Source organism: Amycolatopsis sp. lyj-109, from assembly GCF_046548995.1.
In the GTDB taxonomy this organism is placed as follows: domain Bacteria; phylum Actinomycetota; class Actinomycetes; order Mycobacteriales; family Pseudonocardiaceae; genus Amycolatopsis.
In genome coordinates this window covers 54,390-70,847 of record NZ_JAJPWR010000040.1, presented here as the reverse complement: position 1 = coordinate 70,847, position 16,458 = coordinate 54,390, and the positions used below count along the sequence as shown (strand labels likewise).

Sequence of the window (16,458 nt, the reverse complement as noted above, 5' to 3'; positions counted from 1 at the left end):
TTCTCAAGCAACACACCCCGACCAACCCCGGACCCAAAGCCCAGCGTCACCCGAAGCGAGTTATTCCTAGCAGTTTTGGTGGGACACCCACTCAATCGCGATCCGCGAGAGCTTGGTTCGTGTCCCGGTGGCCACCCGGTTTCCCTGGCGACTTGGAGAACTTTACACCCCTCCCGAGGGCCCGAAACAGGGGGGTCCCTTAACCGCGTTCCCGCAGGTCAGGCCCCTGTTCCGGGCCACCGGAGCCGGTCAGCCGCCGAGTGCGACGCCGGCGACGTTCCGCTTGCCCTTGCGGACCACGAGCCACTTGCCGTGGAGGGTGTCCTCCCGGGCCGGCTTCCACTCCTCGTCCGCGATCTTCACGTTGTTGACGTACGCGCCGCCCTCCTTGAGGGTGCGGCGTGCGGCGCCCTTGCTGTCCACCAGTCCCCCGGCGAGCAGCAGGTCGACGATCGTCGGCTCGCCCGCCGGGTCGACCTTGCCGTTCGGCACCTCGGCCATCGCCGCGTCGAGGGTGCGTTCGTCGAGGTCGCCGAGCTCGCCGCGGCCGAACAGCGCCTGGCTGGCGTTGATCACCTGACGGGTCTGCTCCTCGCCGTGGACGAGCGTGGTGAACTCTTCCGCCAGCCGCTTCTGCGCGGCCCGCAGGTGGGGACGCTGTTCGGTGTCCTCCGCCAGCTCGGCGATCTCCTCCCGGTCGAGGAAGGTGAACATCCGCAGGTAGCGGACGACGTCGGCGTCACCCACGTTGACGAAGTACTGGTACCAGGCGTACGGCGAGGTCATCTCCGGGTCGAGCCAGAGGTTCCCGCCGCCGGTGGACTTGCCGAACTTGCGCCCCTCGGCGTCGGTAACCAGCGGCGCGGTCAGCGCATGCACGCCGGCCCCGTCGGTCCGCCGGATCAGATCGACCCCGCCGATGAGGTTGCCCCACTGGTCGGACCCGCCGACCTGCAGCTTGCAGCCGTACTGGCGGTGCAGTTGCAGGTAGTCCTGCGACTGCAGCAGCAGGTAGCTGAACTCGGTGTAGGACATGCCGTCGCCCTCGAGCCGGCGCTTGACCGTCTCCCGGTTGAGCATGACGTTGATCGAGAAGTGCTTCCCGACGTCGCGCAGGAACTCCAGCGCGGTCTGCTGCCCGGTCCAGTTCAGGTTGTTTTCGACGATCGCGCCGGTCGGCGAGCCGTCGAAGTCGACGAACCGCTCCAGCTGGCCGCGGATGCGCCCGGCCCACTCCTCGACGACGTCGAGGGTGTTCAACGTGCGTTCGCCGGTGTCGCGCGGGTCGCCGATCATCCCGGTCGCGCCGCCGGCCAGCACGATCGGCCGGTGCCCGGCGCGCTGGAACCGCTTGAGCATGAGCAGCGGGACCAGGTTGCCGGCGTGCAGGCTGGGCGCGGTCGGGTCGAAGCCGCAATAGAGCGTCACGGGACCCTGGTCGAGCTCGCGCCGGAGGGCGTCGATGTCGGTGGACTGCGCGATGAGGCCGCGCCAGGACAGCTCGTCGAGGATGTGTTCGCTCACGCCTGTAGATCCTCCCGCACCAGGTCAACCGACTAACTGGCGGGTCGGACCCGTCGCTTACCGCCGCGGCGGTAGGTGGACACGGCGGGCGAGCCGTCGACCCAGAACCGCCACGGCGTGTCCATCGCCATCGCGACGCCGACGCGCGGGCCGCTGCGGATCCGCTCGGCCGGCACCCGCTCGCCCGCGTACAGCCGGACCGGCGCCGCCGGGTCGGTCAGGTCGGCGCCGTTCTCCTGCCGGTCGATGCGCAGCACCGACGTCAGGATCGCCGGGCCCTTGGCGAGTTCACCGGTCCCCCGCGCGTTCGGCCGCCGCTTGCGGACGACGTCGAGGCCGGTGACGACCTCGCCCGCCCGCAGCAGCACCGCGCCGGCCACACCGTCGGTCGAGCCGACGATGTTCGCGCAGAAGTGCATCCCGTAGACGAAGTAGACGTACAGGTGCCCGGCCGGGCCCCACATGACGGCGTTGCGCGGGGTCTGGCCGCGGTAGCAGTGCGACGCCGGATCGTCCTCGCCTCGGTAGGCCTCGACCTCGACCAGCCGGACGCCGACCGTGCCGTCGGGACCGTCGGCCTCCAGGACCGAGCCGAGCAGCAGGTGGGCCAGGTCGACCGGGTCCAGCGCGAGTTCGTCGCGGGTGAACAACCGGCCTGCGTCGCCGCTCAAACGGGGTCCTCCTCCTCGGCTGCCTGGCGCGTCCACTTTAACCCTTGAGCGATCGCTCAAACTTCTCTACAGTCGTTTTGAGCAGTCGCTCAAACTCTGAGGGGAGACGGAGATGCGACCGAAGGCCCTCTACGTCGAGACCGTGATCCGCACGGACCTCGACACGCTGTGGCAGCACACCCAAGACCCGGTCCTGCACCGTCGCTGGGACCTCCGCTTCGCCGAGATCACGCCGATCGACGGCCACGACGGCCACTTCCGCTACGCCTCGCGGTTCCTGAGGGTCACGGTCGCCGGCGTCGGGGTGAGCGTGGCTTCGCGGGACCGGCCGGACGGCTCGCGCACGTCGGTGCTGCGATTCGCCAGCGCCGACCCGCTTTCGCTGATCAGCGCGGGGGCGGGGTTCTGGCGCTACACCCCGGTCCCCGGTGGCGTCCGGTTCGTCACCGGCTTCGACTACGGCACCCGCTGGGGACGCTTCGGACAGCTGGCCGACTGGCTGTTCCGGCCGGTCTTCGGCTGGATGACGGCGTGGTCGTTCGACCGGCTGCGGCTGTGGCTGGAGACCGGCGTCCCGCCGGAGGACCAGCCGCTGACCGCACCCTCGGCCGCCCGCTGCGGCCGGACCCGGCCTCGCCACCAGGTGACTGCCGGAGCGTCGTCGTGACCGGGGTCTTCGAACGCACGCTCGGTGCGGATTTCGCGAGACTGCACCCCCGGATGCGGGAACGGCTCGCCCTGTCGGACGGGCGCGGGATGATCGGCCACGGCGTGATGGACCGGATCTGGCGCGGCCCCGGCTTCACCCTGCCGTTCCTGTGGCTCGGGTCGGCGCGGCACATCCTGTTCCCCGAGCGCGGCCGGAACGTGCCGTTCACCATCGAGAACTACCCGTACGTGGACGGGCACGGCCGCGAAACGGTGTCCTTCGTGCGGACCTTCGAGTTCCCACGACGGCGCCGGCGCTTCGACGCCCAGATGGTGTTCAGCGCCGGGCGCGGGCTCGTCGACTACCTGGGAACGCACCAGCACCTGGCGGTGGACCTCGCGGTGTCGGTCCGGCCGGACGGCGGGTTCCGGATCCGCTCCGGCGAGTTCCGGATCCGGGAAGGGACGTGCCTGCCAGGGGCGCTCACGGTGATCGCCACGGTCGACGAGTGGTTCGACGACGCACTCGGGCAATTCCGGATCGAGGTCGCGGTGGTCCATCCCCGCTACGGGCCGGTGTTCGGCTACGAGGGCAGCTTCAGCGCCCGGTTCGTCGACGTCGGCGGCGGGGTGAGCGGGGCGGTCAAGCCCCTTCGTGAGAAGGTCATGGACTGATGGGCACCGGCCGGAACTCCAGTTCGCAGGACACGAAGCAGCGGCTCGTGGACGGCGTGCTGGAGGTCGTCCGGCAGCAGGGCATCACCGCCGTCTCCGCCCGGTCGGTCGCCAGTGCCGCGGGCGCGAACCAGGCGCTGGTCTTCTACCACTTCGGCAGCGTCGAAGAGCTTGTCGCCCAGGCGTGCATCTCCGCGACGGAAGCCCGCGTCGCGCTCTACCGGGACCGCTTCGCGGCCGTGGCCACGGTCGGCGAGCTGCTGGTGCTCGGGCGGGAGATCCGGATCGCGGAACGCGCGGAGGGCAACCTGGCCCTCCTGGCCCAGACGCTGGCCGGCGCGCAGGGCAGCGAACGGCTCGCCGAAGCGACCCGCGAAGGCCTGGACAAGTGGATCACCGAAGTCCGGATGGCTCTCGAGCGCGTGCTCCAAGGATCGCCGCTGGCCGAGCTCGCGGACCCCGACGGGCTGGCGCACGCCGTGTCCACCGGGTTCCTCGGGCTGACGCTGTTCGACACGGTCGACCCCGAGGGCGCCGAGCAGGCCGTCGCCGCGCTGGAGCAGCTGGCCGTGCTCGTCGACGTCCTGGACGGGCTCGGCCCGGTGGCCACGCGGGCCGTCCGGGCCAAGCTCCGCAAGTCCCTCAGTTGAGCCACTGGCGCGCCGCGGTGACACGCTCCTCGAGCCGCGCGCGCTGTTCGGCCACCCGCACCGGCGCCGTGCCACCCCGGGCGTCACGGGACTTCACCGAGCCTTCGACGGTGAGGACTTCGCGCACCGCGGGCGTCAGCGCCGGGTTGATCTTCTCGAACTCTTCGTCGGTCAGCTCCTCCAGGCCGACACCGCGGGACTCGGCGACGCGGACGCTCTCGCCCGCCGCCTCGTGCGCGACGCGGAACGGGACGCCCTGGCGCACCAGCCACTCGGCGATGTCGGTGGCCAGGGTGAAGCCGGCCGGGGCCAGCTCGGCGAGCCGGTCGGTGTGGAAGGTGAGCGTTTCGAGCATCCCGGCGATCGCCGGGAACAGGAGCTCGAGCTGTTCGACCGAGTCGAACACCGGCTCCTTGTCCTCCTGCAGATCGCGGTTGTAGGCCAGCGGCTGCGCCTTGAGGGTGGCCAGCAGGCCGGTGAGGTTGCCGATCAGCCGGCCCGCCTTGCCGCGCGTCAGCTCCGCGACGTCCGGGTTCTTCTTCTGCGGCATGATCGAGCTGCCGGTGGCCCAGGCGTCGTCGAGGGTCACGTAGCCGAACTCGGCGGTGTTCCAGATGATCACCTCTTCGGCGATCCGGGACAGGTTCACCGCGAGCATCGCGACGGCGAAGGCGAACTCGGCGACGAAGTCGCGCGAAGCGGTGCCGTCGATCGAGTTCTCGACGCTGGAGGCGAAGCCCAGCTCCTCGGCGACGGCCTCGGGGTCGAGGCCCAGCGACGAGCCGGCGAGCGCGCCCGAGCCGTACGGCGACTCGGCCGTGCGGGCGTCCCAGTCCTGCAGGCGCGAGACGTCGCGCAGCAGCGCCTGGCCGTGGGCCATCAGGTGGTGGGCGAGCAGCACCGGCTGGGCGTGCTGCAGGTGCGTGCGCCCGGGCAGGATCGCGTCGGGGTGCCGCTTCGCCTGCGACACCAGCGCGTCGATGACTTCCAGGGTGCCGGCGACGACCCGGCGAGCGGCGTCGCGCAGCCACATCCGGAACAGCGTGGCGACCTGGTCGTTGCGCGAACGGCCGGCGCGCAGCTTGCCGCCGAGCTCGGTGCCCGCACGCTCGAGCAAGCCGCGTTCGAGGGCCGTGTGCACGTCCTCGTCGGCGATCGTCGGGGTGAACTCCCCCGACGCGACGTCCTGGGCGAGCGCGTCCAGGGCGGCCAGCATGCCGGCGAGCTCGTCTTCGGTGAGCAGGCCCGCCTTGCGCAGCACGCGAGCGTGCGCGCGGGACCCGGCGATGTCGTAGGGCGCCAGGCGCCAGTCGAAGTGCGTCGACGCGCTCAGCGCGGCCATGGCCTCCGCCGGACCGCTGGCGAACCGGCCGCCCCACAGCTGCACCGGCTGCTCGTTCCCGCTCACTGTTCTCGCTTCTCCTCGGTGTTCGTTCGGATGTTTCGGGCGACCGTGATCCGGCCGTCGTACAGGACCAGCCGGACTTCGCCCGAAGCGGTGCCGGTCAGACTGGCGCATCCGCGGCCGGCCCGCCGTTCGAGCGCGGCGCACGCTTCGCCGCGGCCGATTTTCTGCGCCTCGCCGCGCGCGCTCAGCATCCGGCGCGCTTCCGCGACGGACACGGTCTCGCCGTCGATCGCCACCGGGATCCCGCCGTCGAAGGTGATCACGACCTCGTCCGGCGCGAGGAACTCCCCCTCGGCCGGGAAGATCTCGATCATGGCGATCCTTCGTCCGCCGATCGCTGGGCGAGGGCGGCGAAGCGCTCCGCCAGTCCCTTGCCCGTCAGGGGTTCCCGGGCGATCACGGCGACGGTGTCGTCCCCCGCGATCGAGCCGACGACCTCCTCCAGGGCCGCCCGGTCGATCGCGCTGGCGAGGAACTGGGCCGCGCCCGGCGGCGTCCGCAGGACCATCAGGTTGCCCGACGAGTCGGCCGAGACCATCAGTTCCGCGAGCAACCGGGAGAGCCGGGACGTGCCGCCCTGCACCCCGCGGACCGGGCTGCCGTCCTCGGGGATGACGTAGACGGGCGCGCCGGAGTCCGGCCCGCGCAGCTTGACCGCGCCCAGCTCGTCGAGGTCGCGTGAGAGCGTCGCCTGGGTCACCTCGATGCCTTCGGCGGCCAGCAGCTTGGCCAGCTCGGTCTGGCTGCGGATGGTCATGGTGGACACCAGTTCGGTGATCCGTGCCTGTCTGCCCACCCGGCTGCCGGTCATCGCCGGCTCTCCTCGAAGAGCCAGACCAGCAGTGCCTTCTGGGCGTGCAGGCGGTTCTCGGCCTCGTCCCACACCGCGCTGGCCGGGCCGTCGATCACCTCGTCGGTGATCTCCCAGCCGCGGTGCGCCGGGAGGCAGTGCAGCACGATCGCCTCGTCCGCGGCCTTCTTCAGCAGCTCGGTGTTGACCTGCAGGGCGCGGAACGGGCCCACCCGGTCGAGCCCGTCGTTCTCCTGCCCCATCGACGTCCACGTGTCGGTGACGAGCACGTCCGCGCCGTCGACCGCCGCGTACGGGTCGGTGAAGACGGTGGCCGTGCCGCCGGTCTCGTTCGCGCGCTTCTTCGCGTCCAGCATCACGCCCTGGTCCGGCTGGAAGCCGACCGGCGAGACGACCCGGACGTGCATCCCGGCGGTGACCCCGCCGAGCAGCAGCGAGTGCGCCATGTTGTTGGCGCCGTCGCCCAGGTAGACGAGCGTCAGGCCCTCGAGCTTGCCCTTGCGCTCGCGGATCGTCATCAGATCGGTGAGCACCTGGCACGGGTGGAACTCGTCGGTGAGCGCGTTGACCACCGGGATCGACGCGGCCGAAGCCATCGCCTCGATGCGCTTCTGCGCGAAGGTGCGCCACACGATCCCGTCGACGTACCGCGAGAGGACCCGCGAAGTGTCCTCGATGGTCTCTTCCCGGCCGAGCTGCATCGAGCGGCCGTCGACGATCACCGGGTGGCCGCCGAGCTGGCTGATGCCGACCTCGAACGAGAACCGGGTCCGCGTCGAGTTCTTCTCGAAGATCGCCGTGACGGACTTGCCGGCGAGGGTCTTGTTGCCCAGCGGGTCGGCCTTGAGCGCGTCGGCGAGGTCGAGGATGGCCTTCTGCTCGGCCGGACTGACGTCGTCGTCGCGGAGGAAGTGGCGCAGCATCAGTCGGAGTCCTTCGTGGTGGAGTCGAGCGCGTTCGGGAGGGCGGCGAGGAAGCCTTCGGCCTGGTCGCCGTCGAGGACCAGCGGGGGCGCGAGCCGGATGGCGTCCGGCGCGACCGGGTTGACGAGGTAGCCCGCGGCCTGGGCGGCCTGGGCGACCGCCGCCGAGACGGGCTGCTTCAGGGCGATGCCGAGCAGCAGCCCGGCGCCGCGCACGCCGGCGACGAGCGGGTGACCCAGTGCCTCGACACCCGCCGCAATGTCCTTGCCCAGTGAGGCGACGTGGTCGAGGAGCCCCTCGGCGGCGATGGTCTTCAGCACCGCCAGGCCGGCCGCGCAGCAGACCGGGTTGCCGCCGAAGGTGGTGCCGTGCTGGCCGGGCTTGAGCAGGTCGCCCGCGGCGCCGACGCCGATCACCGCGCCCAGCGGCAGCCCGCCGCCGAGGCCCTTCGCCAGGGTGATGACGTCCGGCACGATGCCGGCCTGCTGGTAGCCGAACCAGGTGCCGAGCCGGCCGAGACCGGTCTGCACCTCGTCGAGCACCAGCAGCGTGCCGGTGGCCTTGGTGATTTCGCGGGCGGCCTGCAGGTAGCCGTCCGGGGCCGGGATGACGCCCGCCTCGCCGAGCACCGGCTCAAGGAAGACGGCCGCGGTTTCGGTGTCGACGGCGGCCTCGAGCGCCGCGACGTCGCCGAACGGCACGTGCTCCACCCCGGGCACCAGCGGCTTGAAGGCGTCGCGCTTGGCGGGCTGGCCGGTGAGTGTCAGCGCGCCCATGGTCCGGCCGTGGAACGCGCCTTCGGCGGCGACCACCTTGGTGCGGCCGGTCAGCCTGCTGATCTTGAGCGCGGCTTCGTTGGCCTCGGCGCCCGAATTGACGAACAGCACCTTGCCGTGGCCGGTGAGGCCGGCGACGTCGAGCAGCGCCTCGGCGAGCTCGACGGCCACCGGGTTGACGTAGAGGTTCGAGGTGTGGCCGAGCCGCTTGATCTGCTCGGTGACGGCTTCGACAACGGCCGGGTGCGCGTGGCCGAGCGCGTTGACGGCGATGCCGCCGACGAGGTCGACGTACTCCTTGCCGTCGGCGTCCCACACCTTCGCGCCCTCGCCGCGCACCAGCGTCAGCTTGGGTGTGCCGTAGTTGTCCATGACGGCGGACTGCCAGTGCGCCTGGCCGTCCACATTGGACGTGAGGTCGATCACGGGAGCTCCGTTTCGGGAAAGACCATGGTGCCGACGCCGCGCGAGGTGAAGACCTCCAGCAGCACCGAGTGGGCGAGGCGGCCGTCGATCACGTGCGCCCGGCGCACGCCGCCGCGGATGGCGCGCACGCACGCTTCCATCTTCGGGATCATGCCGCTGGCCAGGCCGGGCAGCATGGTCTCGAGCCGGTCGACGCGGATGCGGTCGATCAGCGACGACCGGTCGGGCCAGTTCGCGTACAGGCCTTCGACGTCGGTGAGCACCACGAGCTTTTCGGCACCCAGCGCGGCCGCCAGCGCACCCGCGGCCGTGTCGGCGTTGACGTTGTGCACGACGCCGTCGACGTCCGGGGCGACCGTGGACACGACCGGGATGCGCCCGGCGTTGACGATGTCGAGCACCGCGTCCGGGTTGACCTCGGCGACCTCGCCGACGAGCCCGATGTCGACCTGCTCACCGTCCACAGTGGCCTGTTTGCGTTCGGCGGTGAACAGCCGGGCGTCCTCGCCGGAGATGCCGACCGCGTACGGCCCGTGGGCGTTGATCAGCCCGACGAGCTCGCGGCTGACCTGGCCGGTGAGCACCATCCGGACGATGTCCATCGTCTCCGGCGTGGTGACCCGCAGGCCGCCCTTGAACTCGCCTTCGACGCCGAGGCGCTTGAGCATCGCGGTGATCTGCGGGCCGCCGCCGTGCACGACGACCGGGCGCAGGCCCGCCAGCCGGAGGAACACCATGTCCTCGGCGAAGGCCGCCTTCAGCTGGTCGTCGATCATCGCGTTGCCGCCGTACTTCACCACCACGGTGGCCCCGTGGAACCGCTGCAGCCAAGGCAGCGCCTCGATGAGCACCCCGGCCTTTTCGGCCGCCGTCGCGAGTCGTTCGTCCGCGGAAATCAGAGCCTCCTGGTTCATGAGGAGTACGCGCTGTTCTCTTCGACGTAACCGTGCGAAAGGTCCGTGGTGTAGATGGTCGCCGTGCTGGTGCCGACGCCGAGGTCGACGACGATCTCGATGGCCCGGCCGGTGAGGTCCGCCTCGGACCGGTCGGCGGCGGGCACGCCCTGGGCGAACAGGGTGACGCCGTTGATCGCGATCGACACGGCTTCCGGGTCGATGCGGGCCGGCACCCGGCCGAGCGCCATGGCGATCCGGCCCCAGTTCGGGTCGGAACCGAACAGTGCCGTCTTGACCAGGTTGTCCTCGGCGATCGTGCGGGCGACGGCGATCGCGTCGGCCTCGGTGGCCGCGCCGCGCACGGTGATGTCGACGTCCTTGGTCGCGCCTTCGGAGTCCGCGCGCAGCTGGAGCACCAGGTCGTGGCTGACCGCGGTGAGCAGCTCGGTGAGCTCGGCTTCGGTGGGCTCGACTCCGCTCGCGCCGGACGCCAGGACCAGGACGGTGTCGTTGGTGGACGTGCCGCCGTCGACGTCGAGCCGGTCGAAGGTGACGCGGGTCGCCGCGCGCAGGGCCCGGTCGAGGGTGTCCTTGGCCACGACGGCGTCGGTGGTCAGCACCGAGAGCATGGTGGCGAGGTTCGGCGCGAGCATGCCCGCGCCCTTGGCGAAGCCGCCGGCGCTCCAGCCGCTGTCGTGCTTCGCGAAAGCCTGCTTCGGTTTGCTGTCGGTGGTCATCACGCCCTTGGCGGCGTTGAGGCTCGCTTCGGGCCCCGCGTCGAGGGCTTTGAAGGCGACGTCCACTCCGGACAGGACGGCGTCCATCGGGAGCCGCTCGCCGATCAGGCCGGTGGAGCAGACCGCGACCTCGATCGCGCCGGCCTGCAGGACTTCGGCGACCTTCTCGGCCGTGGCGTGGGTGTCCTGGAAGCCGCCGGGACCGGTGGCCGCGTTGGCGCCGCCGGAGTTGAGGACGACGGCCTTCAGCCGCTGCTGCTTGAGCACCTCCTGCGACCACAGCACCGGCGCGGCCTTGATGACGTTGCGGGTGAAGACGCCGGCCGCGACGTCGAGCGGGCCGTCGTTGACGACCAGGGTGAGGTCGAGCGCGCCGGAGGCCTTGATCCCGGCGGCGACGCCGGCCGCGCGGAAGCCCTGGGGGCCGGTGACGGTCACGGTGCCACTCCTACGGTGGAAAGGCCGGTGGTCTCGGGGAGGCCGAGGGCCAGGTTCATGGATTGGACGGCGCCGCCCGCGGTGCCCTTGGTGAGGTTGTCGATCGCGGCGACGACGACCAGGCGCTTGGCGTCGGCGTCGACCGTGACCTGCAGCTGGGTGTTGTTCGAGCCGAGCGTCGCCGAGGTCGTCGGCCAGGCGCCCGCGGGCAGCAGCTGGACGAACGGCTCCGCGTCGCAGGCCTTCTCGTACGCCGCCCTGGCGGCCGCCTCGTCGACGTCACCCTTCAGTGGAGCGCTCGCCGTGGTGAGGATGCCGCGGGGCATCGGCGCGAGCACCGGGGTGAAGGACACGGTGACCTTCTCGCCCGCGACGGCCGAGAGGTTCTGCGCGAACTCGGGGGTGTGGCGGTGGGCGCCGCCGACGCCGTACGCGCTCGCCGAGCCCATCACCTCGGAGCCGAGCAGGTTCGGTTTGAGGCTCTTGCCCGCACCGGAGGTCCCGGTGACCGCGACGATCGTGACGTCCGGCTCGATCAGCCCGGCGGCGAACGCGGGTGCCAGAGCCAGTGATCCGCCGGTCGGGAAGCAGCCGGGCACGGCGATGCGCTTGGTGCCGGCGAGCTTTTCCCGGGCGCCGGGCAGCTCGGGCAGGCCGTACGGCCACTGGCCGGCGTGGTCGCCGCCGTACCAGCGCTGCCAGTCGCCCGCGTCGGCCAGGCGGTGGTCGGCGCCGAGGTCGACCACCAGGACGTCCGGGCCGAGCTGCGCCGCGATCGCCGCGGAGTGCCCGTGGGGCAGCGCGAGGAACACGACGTCGTGGCCGGCGAGGGTCTCCGGCGTGGTCTCGGCCAGGACGCGGTCGGCGAGGGGGACGAGGTGGGGCTGGTGGACGCCGAGCTTCGTGCCCGCGCTGCTGGCGGCCGTGAGCGCGCCGATCTCGACCTCGGGATGGGTCAGGAGCAGGCGCAGCAGCTCACCACCCGCGTACCCGCTGGCTCCGGCCACCGCGATGTTCACCGTCATACGCATGATTATGCACGCCCTTGCAAGTCTAAACAAACCCGGAGTGGTGGCCGCCACCTTGGGATGCTGGGCGCATGACGGACACCCCGGCCCGGTTGCTCGGCCTGCTTTCGCTGCTCCAGACGCCCCGCGAGTGGCCGGGCAGCGAACTGGCCGAGCGCCTGGGCGTCAGCCCGCGCACCATCCGCCGCGACATCGAGCGGCTGCGCGACCTGGGCTATCCGGTCGAGGCCAGCCGCGGTGTCGCGGGCGGGTACCGGCTGGTCGCCGGCACCGCGATGCCGCCACTCGTGCTCGACGACGAGGAAGCGGTCGCGATCGCGGTGGGCCTGCGGACCGCCGCCGGGCAGTCCGTCTCCGGGATCGAGGAGGCGTCCGTGCGGGCGCTCGCCAAACTGGAGCAGGTCCTGCCGGCGCGGCTGCGCCGCCGGGTGGGCACGATCGGCGCGGCGACGGTCGCCGTACCGGCCACCGGGCCCGTCGTCGATCCGGCGCAGCTGACGGTGTTCGCCGGGGCGATCGCCAACCACGAGACCGTCCGGTTCCGCTACCGCGCCCACGACGGCGCCGAGACCCGGCGCCGGGCCGAGCCGCTCCGGCTGGTGGCCGCGGGCCGCCGCTGGTACCTGGTGGCCTACGACCTCGACCGGGCGGACTGGCGCGTGTTCCGCGCCGACCGCGTCCGCGAGGCCCAGGCGACCGGCGGCCGGGTGGTGCCGCGCGAGCCACCCGCCGCGGACCTGGCGGCCTATGTCATAGACCGGTTCTACGACCTGGCGCCGTCGCACCGAGCGGTGGCCGTGCTGGCGGAGCCGGCGTCGCGGATCGCACCCCGCCTCGGCCAGGCGACGGGCGAGCTGACCGATCTCGGCGACGGCCGGTGCCGGTGGCGGAGCCACGCGGACACGGTGGACTGGCTCGCGTTCCGGCTGCTGGGCCTGGGGTGCGCGTTCACGGTCGAGGAACCGCCGGAACTGATCGCGCACCTGCGGGTGCTCGCGAACCGGGCGGCCGCGGCCGTGCCGGACTGACCGGACGGCCCGCCGCGGGGTTGGCCTGTAGTGCACTGCCCCTCTCCTTTCCGAAAGTGCTTCAGCGGTCAGGAATTCATCCGCTGCCAATCGAACTCCTGCTGCCAGCCGTCGTCGCCCGAGGCAAAGCCCGTGAACGCCCGGACGATCCGGGACCGGTCCTCGACCTCGGCGCGGAAATGCCGGTCGGGCAACCCTGCGCGGTGTTCCAGCACGAACCGGCCGCGCCGGGTGGCCGCCTGCTCGCCGAAGCCCACTTGGACGTAGTGGTCGCCTCGATCGAGGACCGCGAACCAGTTCCCGGCCGACAACCGCGCCACCGCCGCCTCGATGTCCGCCGCGCCGGGGTTCTCGATCCGCGAGCCGTCGCAGGCCGACAGCACCGGCACCGGATCTCCGCGCGAGGCCGGCGGTGAGTGCACCGCGTCGCCAGGCATGGTCGAATCCGCAGACCATGCGTTGTCCGGCAGCTCCGGGTGGCGCGCCGTCAGCTCGCAGGGGACCGTGCCGGCCCGGTGGGCCGGTCCACCCCTGCGGACCGGCCCACCGCCGCCGGTCAGCTCGGCTCACCGCCGTCCAGGTCCGTGCGCCTGCTCGGCGGCACGGGGAGGTAGCAGCCCGGGTGCTCCGGGTCGCAGCCCACGCGCGGCAGGCGGGCGCGGATGCCACCGGGGGTGCGCTCGAAGTACGCCGCGATCTGCGCGACGCTCTCCCCGGCGATCCACCGGCTCTCCAGCTCCGCGTCCATCTCCTCGTTCCACGGGCGGCCCTGCTGGGCAGGACGGCCCGCGGATCTTCGCCGCGACCCGCGACCCGCTCCGGACGCGGACAGCAATCCGTCCGTGACCAGCTCCGCCACCGTGTTCGCCACCGCGACGTCGAGGTCGAGGCTGCCCTCGGCGACCGGTTCGCCGCCGGGGCCGCCCGCTTCCAGGGTGATCATCACCCGGGGTGTGGGTTCGGCGCGGTCGACGTCCGTCCTGGTCGCGACCACGATCTGGTAGGTGTTGTCGGCTGCCCGGACCTCGGTCCGGCGCTCTTCGATGATCGACATGCCACGAAGCTAGCGCGCACCCCCGACAATTTTCGGCCACGCGCTGCTCACGGCCCACTCCGCTCCGAAATTGTCGGACCCCTCCCCTAACGTCTCCGGTGACCACGAACCGTCACGAGGAGGCGACGATGGGACACCGGTGGACAAGACGCTGCCCCGGTCCGGAAGAACCGGGCCGGGGCAGCGGGATGAAGCGGGTTCGCTCAGAAGTGCAGCTGCTGGGCCAGCGCGCTCTGCTTCTCCTGGGCGGCCTTCGCGGAGCTGTCCGGCTTCTGCGCCGCGGGCTCGTCAGGCACCGGCACCGGGCTGCACTGGACGTCCGAGTGGTTGCCGGGCCGGCGCTTCGGCAGGGCGCCGGTGGCCAGGTAGTCGGCGACCTTGTCGTCCACACAGGCCACCCCGGACAGCGAACCGGCGTGCGTGGTGCCACCCGGCGCACTGATCAGGCTCGAGTTCGGGAACAGCTTCCGCACCTCGAGGCTGCCGGTGTACGGCGTGGCGGCGTCGAGCTCTTCGCTGATGAGCAGGGCACCGGCCACCTTGCGGCCGTCGATGTTCACCGGCTTGCCCGCCTTCGCCGGCCAGAACGCGCAGGGCGCGTTGAACCAGGCGTTGCCCCAGGTCTCGAACGGGGCCTTGAAGTGGGTCAGCCAGTTGTCGATCCGCCACCGGTTCCAGTCGGTCGGCCACTGCACGTCGGTGCACTGCACGCCCAGGTACACGGCGAAGCCGTTGTCGTCGCCCAGCGGGTTCGAGTTGTCGTAAAGCTCCTTGAGTGTCTGCCAGTCACCCTTGTGCACGAAGCCGTCGAAGGCCTTGGCCATCTCGACCCAGCCGAAGACGTAGTAGCCGGCCTGCAGGAAGACGTCGGTCCACTCGTCGCCGCCGATGACCCCGCCCGCCGGGTTCTTGGCGAACTTGCGCTGCGTGTCGTACCACAACTTCTCGACGGCGTCGCCGGTCTTGCCCAGATGGTAGACGTAGTCGTACTTCGCGAGCCAGTCGAAGTAGATCTTGATGTTCTTGTCGAACGCGACGTCCTGGTCGAGGTTGGCCTCGTACCAGACCTTCCGCGGGTCGACGTTGCCGTCCAGCACCATCCGGCGGACGTTCTTCGGGTACAGCGTGCTGTACACCTGGCCGAGGTAGGTGCCGTAGGAGAAGCCGTAGTAGTTGATCTGCTTCTCACCGAGCGCCTTGCGCAGGCTGTCCATGTCCTGCGCGACGTCGGTCGTCTTGAGGTGGTTCAGGATCTCGCCGTTCTTGCGGCACGCGTCGGCGTACCCCTTCGAGCGGGCGAGCCAGGTCTTCTCCAGCTGCACGGTGGTCGGCACGTACGCCGGCCGGTTGTAGCTGAAGTAGTTCCCGTCGCAGCTGATCGCGGGCTTGCTGGACCCGACGCCCCGCGGGTCGAAGCCGATCCAGTCGTAGCTGTCCCCGGCGCCGTTCGGCACGTACTTGCCGAGCACCGACAGGCCGAGGCCAGAGCCACCCGGGCCACCCGGGTTCACCAGCATGATGCCCTGGGACCGCGCGGTCTTGTGCTTGATCCGCGACACCGCGACGGAGACCTTCGCCCCGCCCGGCTTCGCGTAGTCCATCGGCACTTCGAGGAAGCCGCACTCGGCGCCGTCGGCCTTGAGGCTCGCCGACGCGCAGGGGCCCCAGGCGATCGGCGCGGGGGTGAACTGCACCCCGGATTCCGCCGAGGCGGCGGGCGCGGCGGCCATCAGCCCCGCCGCGAGCCCCGCGGCGGCGATGGCGGCAACGATTCTTTTCACAGTCGTCCTTTTCGTCCGCATTCGACAGCGTTCGGCAGATTTCGACGAAACTACCGGCAACCTTGGACAATCTCGCCGACCGACGCGACTTTCGCCATCCGCCTTTCGTCGGTTCCTGCGACGTCCGCGCAGCGCCGGAACTGTCGGTGGCCGGCAGTACGCCTCGGAGCGCCGGAGCCCGACGGGAGGACAGATGAGCGCGGACGAGACGCTGGTCAAGGCAATCCGCGCCGGGCTGGCCGAGCTGGCCGACCCGGCGAAAGCGCCGGCGATGCAGGCGTACATGAAGTCGGCCATGCCGTTCCGCGGGGTGGCGAAACCCCAGCGCAGCACCCTCCTCAAACGAGTGCTGGCCGACCACACATTGCCCGATCGGGTGACATTTTCGGCAACCGTCCTGAAAATGTGGCGGACCGCCGAATTCCGCGAGGAGCGCTACGCGGCCATCGATCTTTCCGGGTACCGGGCCTACCGGCGCTGGCAGGACCCCGACCTGGTCCCGGTGTACGAGGAACTGATCGTCGACGGGGCTTGGTGGGACGTCGTGGACGAGGTCGCCATCCGGAGGATCGGCCCGATCCTCCGTGACGACCGCGCCCGGATGACGCCGACGATGCTGGCCTGGGCCCACGACGGCGACCTCTGGCGCCGCCGGACGGCGATCATCTGCCAGGTGGGGGCCAAGGAGGACACGGACACCGACCTGCTCGCCCGCGCGATTGAGCCGTCGATCGCCGAGCCGGAGTTCTTCCTGCGGAAGGGAATCGGCTGGGCCCTGCGGGACTACGCGAAGACGGCGCCGGACTGGGTGCGGTGCTTTGTGCACGACCACCCGGGGCTGGCCGGGCTGTCGAGACGGGAGGCGCTCAAGCACATCGGCTGAGGTGACGGCGGGCGTGCCGCGCGGGCCGGCTCGCGTGATTGGAGGGTCAGTTCGCGTGATTGGAGGGTCGACACGCGTACCTGGGTGGACGACACGGCGCC

At 71.2% G+C, this 16,458-nt stretch carries 18 protein-coding genes; 5 read left to right on the top strand and 13 right to left on the bottom strand.

From position 1 onward, the window contains the following. Positions 1-249 precede the first annotated feature (249 nt). The gene (tyrS, locus tag ACLJQF_RS46150; protein WP_410616798.1) at positions 250-1,524 is read right to left on the bottom strand and encodes a tyrosine--tRNA ligase; all 1,275 of its coding nucleotides are present in this window, start codon (positions 1,522-1,524) and stop codon (positions 250-252) included. Positions 1,525-1,556: 32 nt separating this feature from the next. Further along, positions 1,557-2,195, bottom strand: a complete 639-nt coding sequence (locus ACLJQF_RS46145) for a DNA-3-methyladenine glycosylase (RefSeq protein WP_410616797.1) — start codon at positions 2,193-2,195, stop codon at positions 1,557-1,559. A gap of 112 nt (positions 2,196-2,307) precedes the next feature. On the opposite strand from ACLJQF_RS46145, the gene ACLJQF_RS46140 reads away from it, so the two are divergent. The 3 genes from ACLJQF_RS46140 to ACLJQF_RS46130 are packed head-to-tail and all read left to right on the top strand — an operon-like array spanning position 2,308 to position 4,168. Further along, positions 2,308-2,862, top strand: coding sequence for a hypothetical protein (locus tag ACLJQF_RS46140; RefSeq protein WP_410616796.1), 555 nt, complete (start codon positions 2,308-2,310; stop codon positions 2,860-2,862). Further along, on the top strand, positions 2,859-3,518 hold the full coding sequence (locus ACLJQF_RS46135; RefSeq protein WP_410616794.1) for a DUF4166 domain-containing protein: 660 nt from the start codon (positions 2,859-2,861) through the stop codon (positions 3,516-3,518). The genes ACLJQF_RS46140 and ACLJQF_RS46135 overlap by 4 nt, the downstream gene beginning before the upstream one ends. Further along, positions 3,518-4,168, top strand: coding sequence for a TetR/AcrR family transcriptional regulator (locus ACLJQF_RS46130; RefSeq protein WP_410616793.1), 651 nt, complete (start codon positions 3,518-3,520; stop codon positions 4,166-4,168). The genes ACLJQF_RS46135 and ACLJQF_RS46130 overlap by 1 nt, the downstream gene beginning before the upstream one ends. Here the strand turns inward: ACLJQF_RS46130 and argH are convergent. From argH to argC, 8 genes are read right to left on the bottom strand one after another with little or no spacing between them, the layout of a single operon-like run. Then, complete coding sequence (gene argH, locus ACLJQF_RS46125; protein WP_410616792.1) at positions 4,161-5,576, bottom strand: argininosuccinate lyase; 1,416 nt, start codon at positions 5,574-5,576, stop codon at positions 4,161-4,163. The two genes, ACLJQF_RS46130 and argH, sit on opposite strands and share 8 nt — an antisense overlap. Beyond that, positions 5,573-5,890, bottom strand: coding sequence for an argininosuccinate synthase (locus ACLJQF_RS46120; protein ID WP_410616791.1), 318 nt, complete (start codon positions 5,888-5,890; stop codon positions 5,573-5,575). Before ACLJQF_RS46120 ends, argH begins: the two co-directional genes overlap by 4 nt. Further along, entirely contained in the window at positions 5,887-6,387 is a 501-nt protein-coding gene (locus tag ACLJQF_RS46115) for an arginine repressor (RefSeq protein WP_410616789.1), read from the bottom strand. Before ACLJQF_RS46115 ends, ACLJQF_RS46120 begins: the two co-directional genes overlap by 4 nt. Beyond that, positions 6,384-7,310: an ornithine carbamoyltransferase gene (argF, locus tag ACLJQF_RS46110; RefSeq protein WP_410616788.1), complete on the bottom strand. Its 927-nt coding sequence runs from the start codon at positions 7,308-7,310 to the stop codon at positions 6,384-6,386. Before argF ends, ACLJQF_RS46115 begins: the two co-directional genes overlap by 4 nt. Continuing rightward, a complete protein-coding gene (locus ACLJQF_RS46105) occupies positions 7,310-8,512 on the bottom strand; it encodes an acetylornithine transaminase (RefSeq protein ID WP_410616787.1) in 1,203 nt (400 codons plus the stop codon). Before ACLJQF_RS46105 ends, argF begins: the two co-directional genes overlap by 1 nt. Then, positions 8,509-9,426, bottom strand: coding sequence for an acetylglutamate kinase (gene argB / locus ACLJQF_RS46100; RefSeq protein ID WP_013227836.1), 918 nt, complete (start codon positions 9,424-9,426; stop codon positions 8,509-8,511). The genes ACLJQF_RS46105 and argB overlap by 4 nt, the downstream gene beginning before the upstream one ends. Next, positions 9,423-10,583, bottom strand: a complete 1,161-nt coding sequence (gene argJ, locus ACLJQF_RS46095) for a bifunctional glutamate N-acetyltransferase/amino-acid acetyltransferase ArgJ (protein ID WP_410616785.1) — start codon at positions 10,581-10,583, stop codon at positions 9,423-9,425. Before argJ ends, argB begins: the two co-directional genes overlap by 4 nt. Continuing rightward, positions 10,580-11,608, bottom strand: a complete 1,029-nt coding sequence (gene argC / locus ACLJQF_RS46090; RefSeq protein ID WP_410616783.1) for an N-acetyl-gamma-glutamyl-phosphate reductase — start codon at positions 11,606-11,608, stop codon at positions 10,580-10,582. The genes argJ and argC overlap by 4 nt, the downstream gene beginning before the upstream one ends. Before the next feature lie 74 nt (positions 11,609-11,682). Between argC and ACLJQF_RS46085 the strand changes: the two genes are divergently transcribed. After that, complete coding sequence (locus ACLJQF_RS46085; protein ID WP_410616782.1) at positions 11,683-12,639, top strand: helix-turn-helix transcriptional regulator; 957 nt, start codon at positions 11,683-11,685, stop codon at positions 12,637-12,639. A gap of 68 nt (positions 12,640-12,707) precedes the next feature. Here the strand turns inward: ACLJQF_RS46085 and ACLJQF_RS46080 are convergent, their stop codons facing one another. The 3 genes from ACLJQF_RS46080 to ACLJQF_RS46070 all read right to left on the bottom strand — a co-directional run bounded on the left by ACLJQF_RS46080 (position 12,708) and on the right by ACLJQF_RS46070 (position 15,474). Continuing rightward, on the bottom strand, positions 12,708-13,076 hold the full coding sequence (locus ACLJQF_RS46080) for a hypothetical protein (protein WP_410616780.1): 369 nt from the start codon (positions 13,074-13,076) through the stop codon (positions 12,708-12,710). A gap of 119 nt (positions 13,077-13,195) precedes the next feature. After that, a complete protein-coding gene (locus ACLJQF_RS46075) occupies positions 13,196-13,693 on the bottom strand; it encodes a helix-turn-helix domain containing protein (protein ID WP_410616779.1) in 498 nt (165 codons plus the stop codon). A gap of 203 nt (positions 13,694-13,896) precedes the next feature. Then, the gene (locus ACLJQF_RS46070; protein ID WP_410616777.1) at positions 13,897-15,474 is read right to left on the bottom strand and encodes an alpha/beta hydrolase; all 1,578 of its coding nucleotides are present in this window, start codon (positions 15,472-15,474) and stop codon (positions 13,897-13,899) included. Positions 15,475-15,667: 193 nt separating this feature from the next. On the opposite strand from ACLJQF_RS46070, the gene ACLJQF_RS46065 reads away from it, so the two are divergent. Continuing rightward, entirely contained in the window at positions 15,668-16,357 is a 690-nt protein-coding gene (locus ACLJQF_RS46065) for a DNA alkylation repair protein (protein WP_410616775.1), read from the top strand. Positions 16,358-16,458: the final 101 nt, after the last annotated feature.

Bases quoted from the DNA above. Each gene is read 5' to 3' on its own strand.
- ACLJQF_RS46075 (WP_410616779.1), bottom strand. From the start codon at position 13,693: ATGTCGATCATCGAAGAGCGCCGGACCGAGGTCCGGGCAGCCGACAAC.
- ACLJQF_RS46130 (WP_410616793.1), top strand. From the start codon at position 3,518: ATGGGCACCGGCCGGAACTCCAGTTCGCAGGACACGAAGCAGCGGCTC.
- ACLJQF_RS46080 (WP_410616780.1), bottom strand. From the start codon at position 13,076: ATGCCTGGCGACGCGGTGCACTCACCGCCGGCCTCGCGCGGAGATCCG.
- ACLJQF_RS46120 (WP_410616791.1), bottom strand. From the start codon at position 5,890: ATGATCGAGATCTTCCCGGCCGAGGGGGAGTTCCTCGCGCCGGACGAG.
- ACLJQF_RS46115 (WP_410616789.1), bottom strand. From the start codon at position 6,387: ATGACCGGCAGCCGGGTGGGCAGACAGGCACGGATCACCGAACTGGTG.
- argB (WP_013227836.1), bottom strand. From the start codon at position 9,426: ATGAACCAGGAGGCTCTGATTTCCGCGGACGAACGACTCGCGACGGCG.
- ACLJQF_RS46085 (WP_410616782.1), top strand. From the start codon at position 11,683: ATGACGGACACCCCGGCCCGGTTGCTCGGCCTGCTTTCGCTGCTCCAG.
- ACLJQF_RS46140 (WP_410616796.1), top strand. From the start codon at position 2,308: ATGCGACCGAAGGCCCTCTACGTCGAGACCGTGATCCGCACGGACCTC.
- argC (WP_410616783.1), bottom strand. From the start codon at position 11,608: ATGACGGTGAACATCGCGGTGGCCGGAGCCAGCGGGTACGCGGGTGGT.
- ACLJQF_RS46065 (WP_410616775.1), top strand. From the start codon at position 15,668: ATGAGCGCGGACGAGACGCTGGTCAAGGCAATCCGCGCCGGGCTGGCC.
- argF (WP_410616788.1), bottom strand. From the start codon at position 7,310: ATGCTGCGCCACTTCCTCCGCGACGACGACGTCAGTCCGGCCGAGCAG.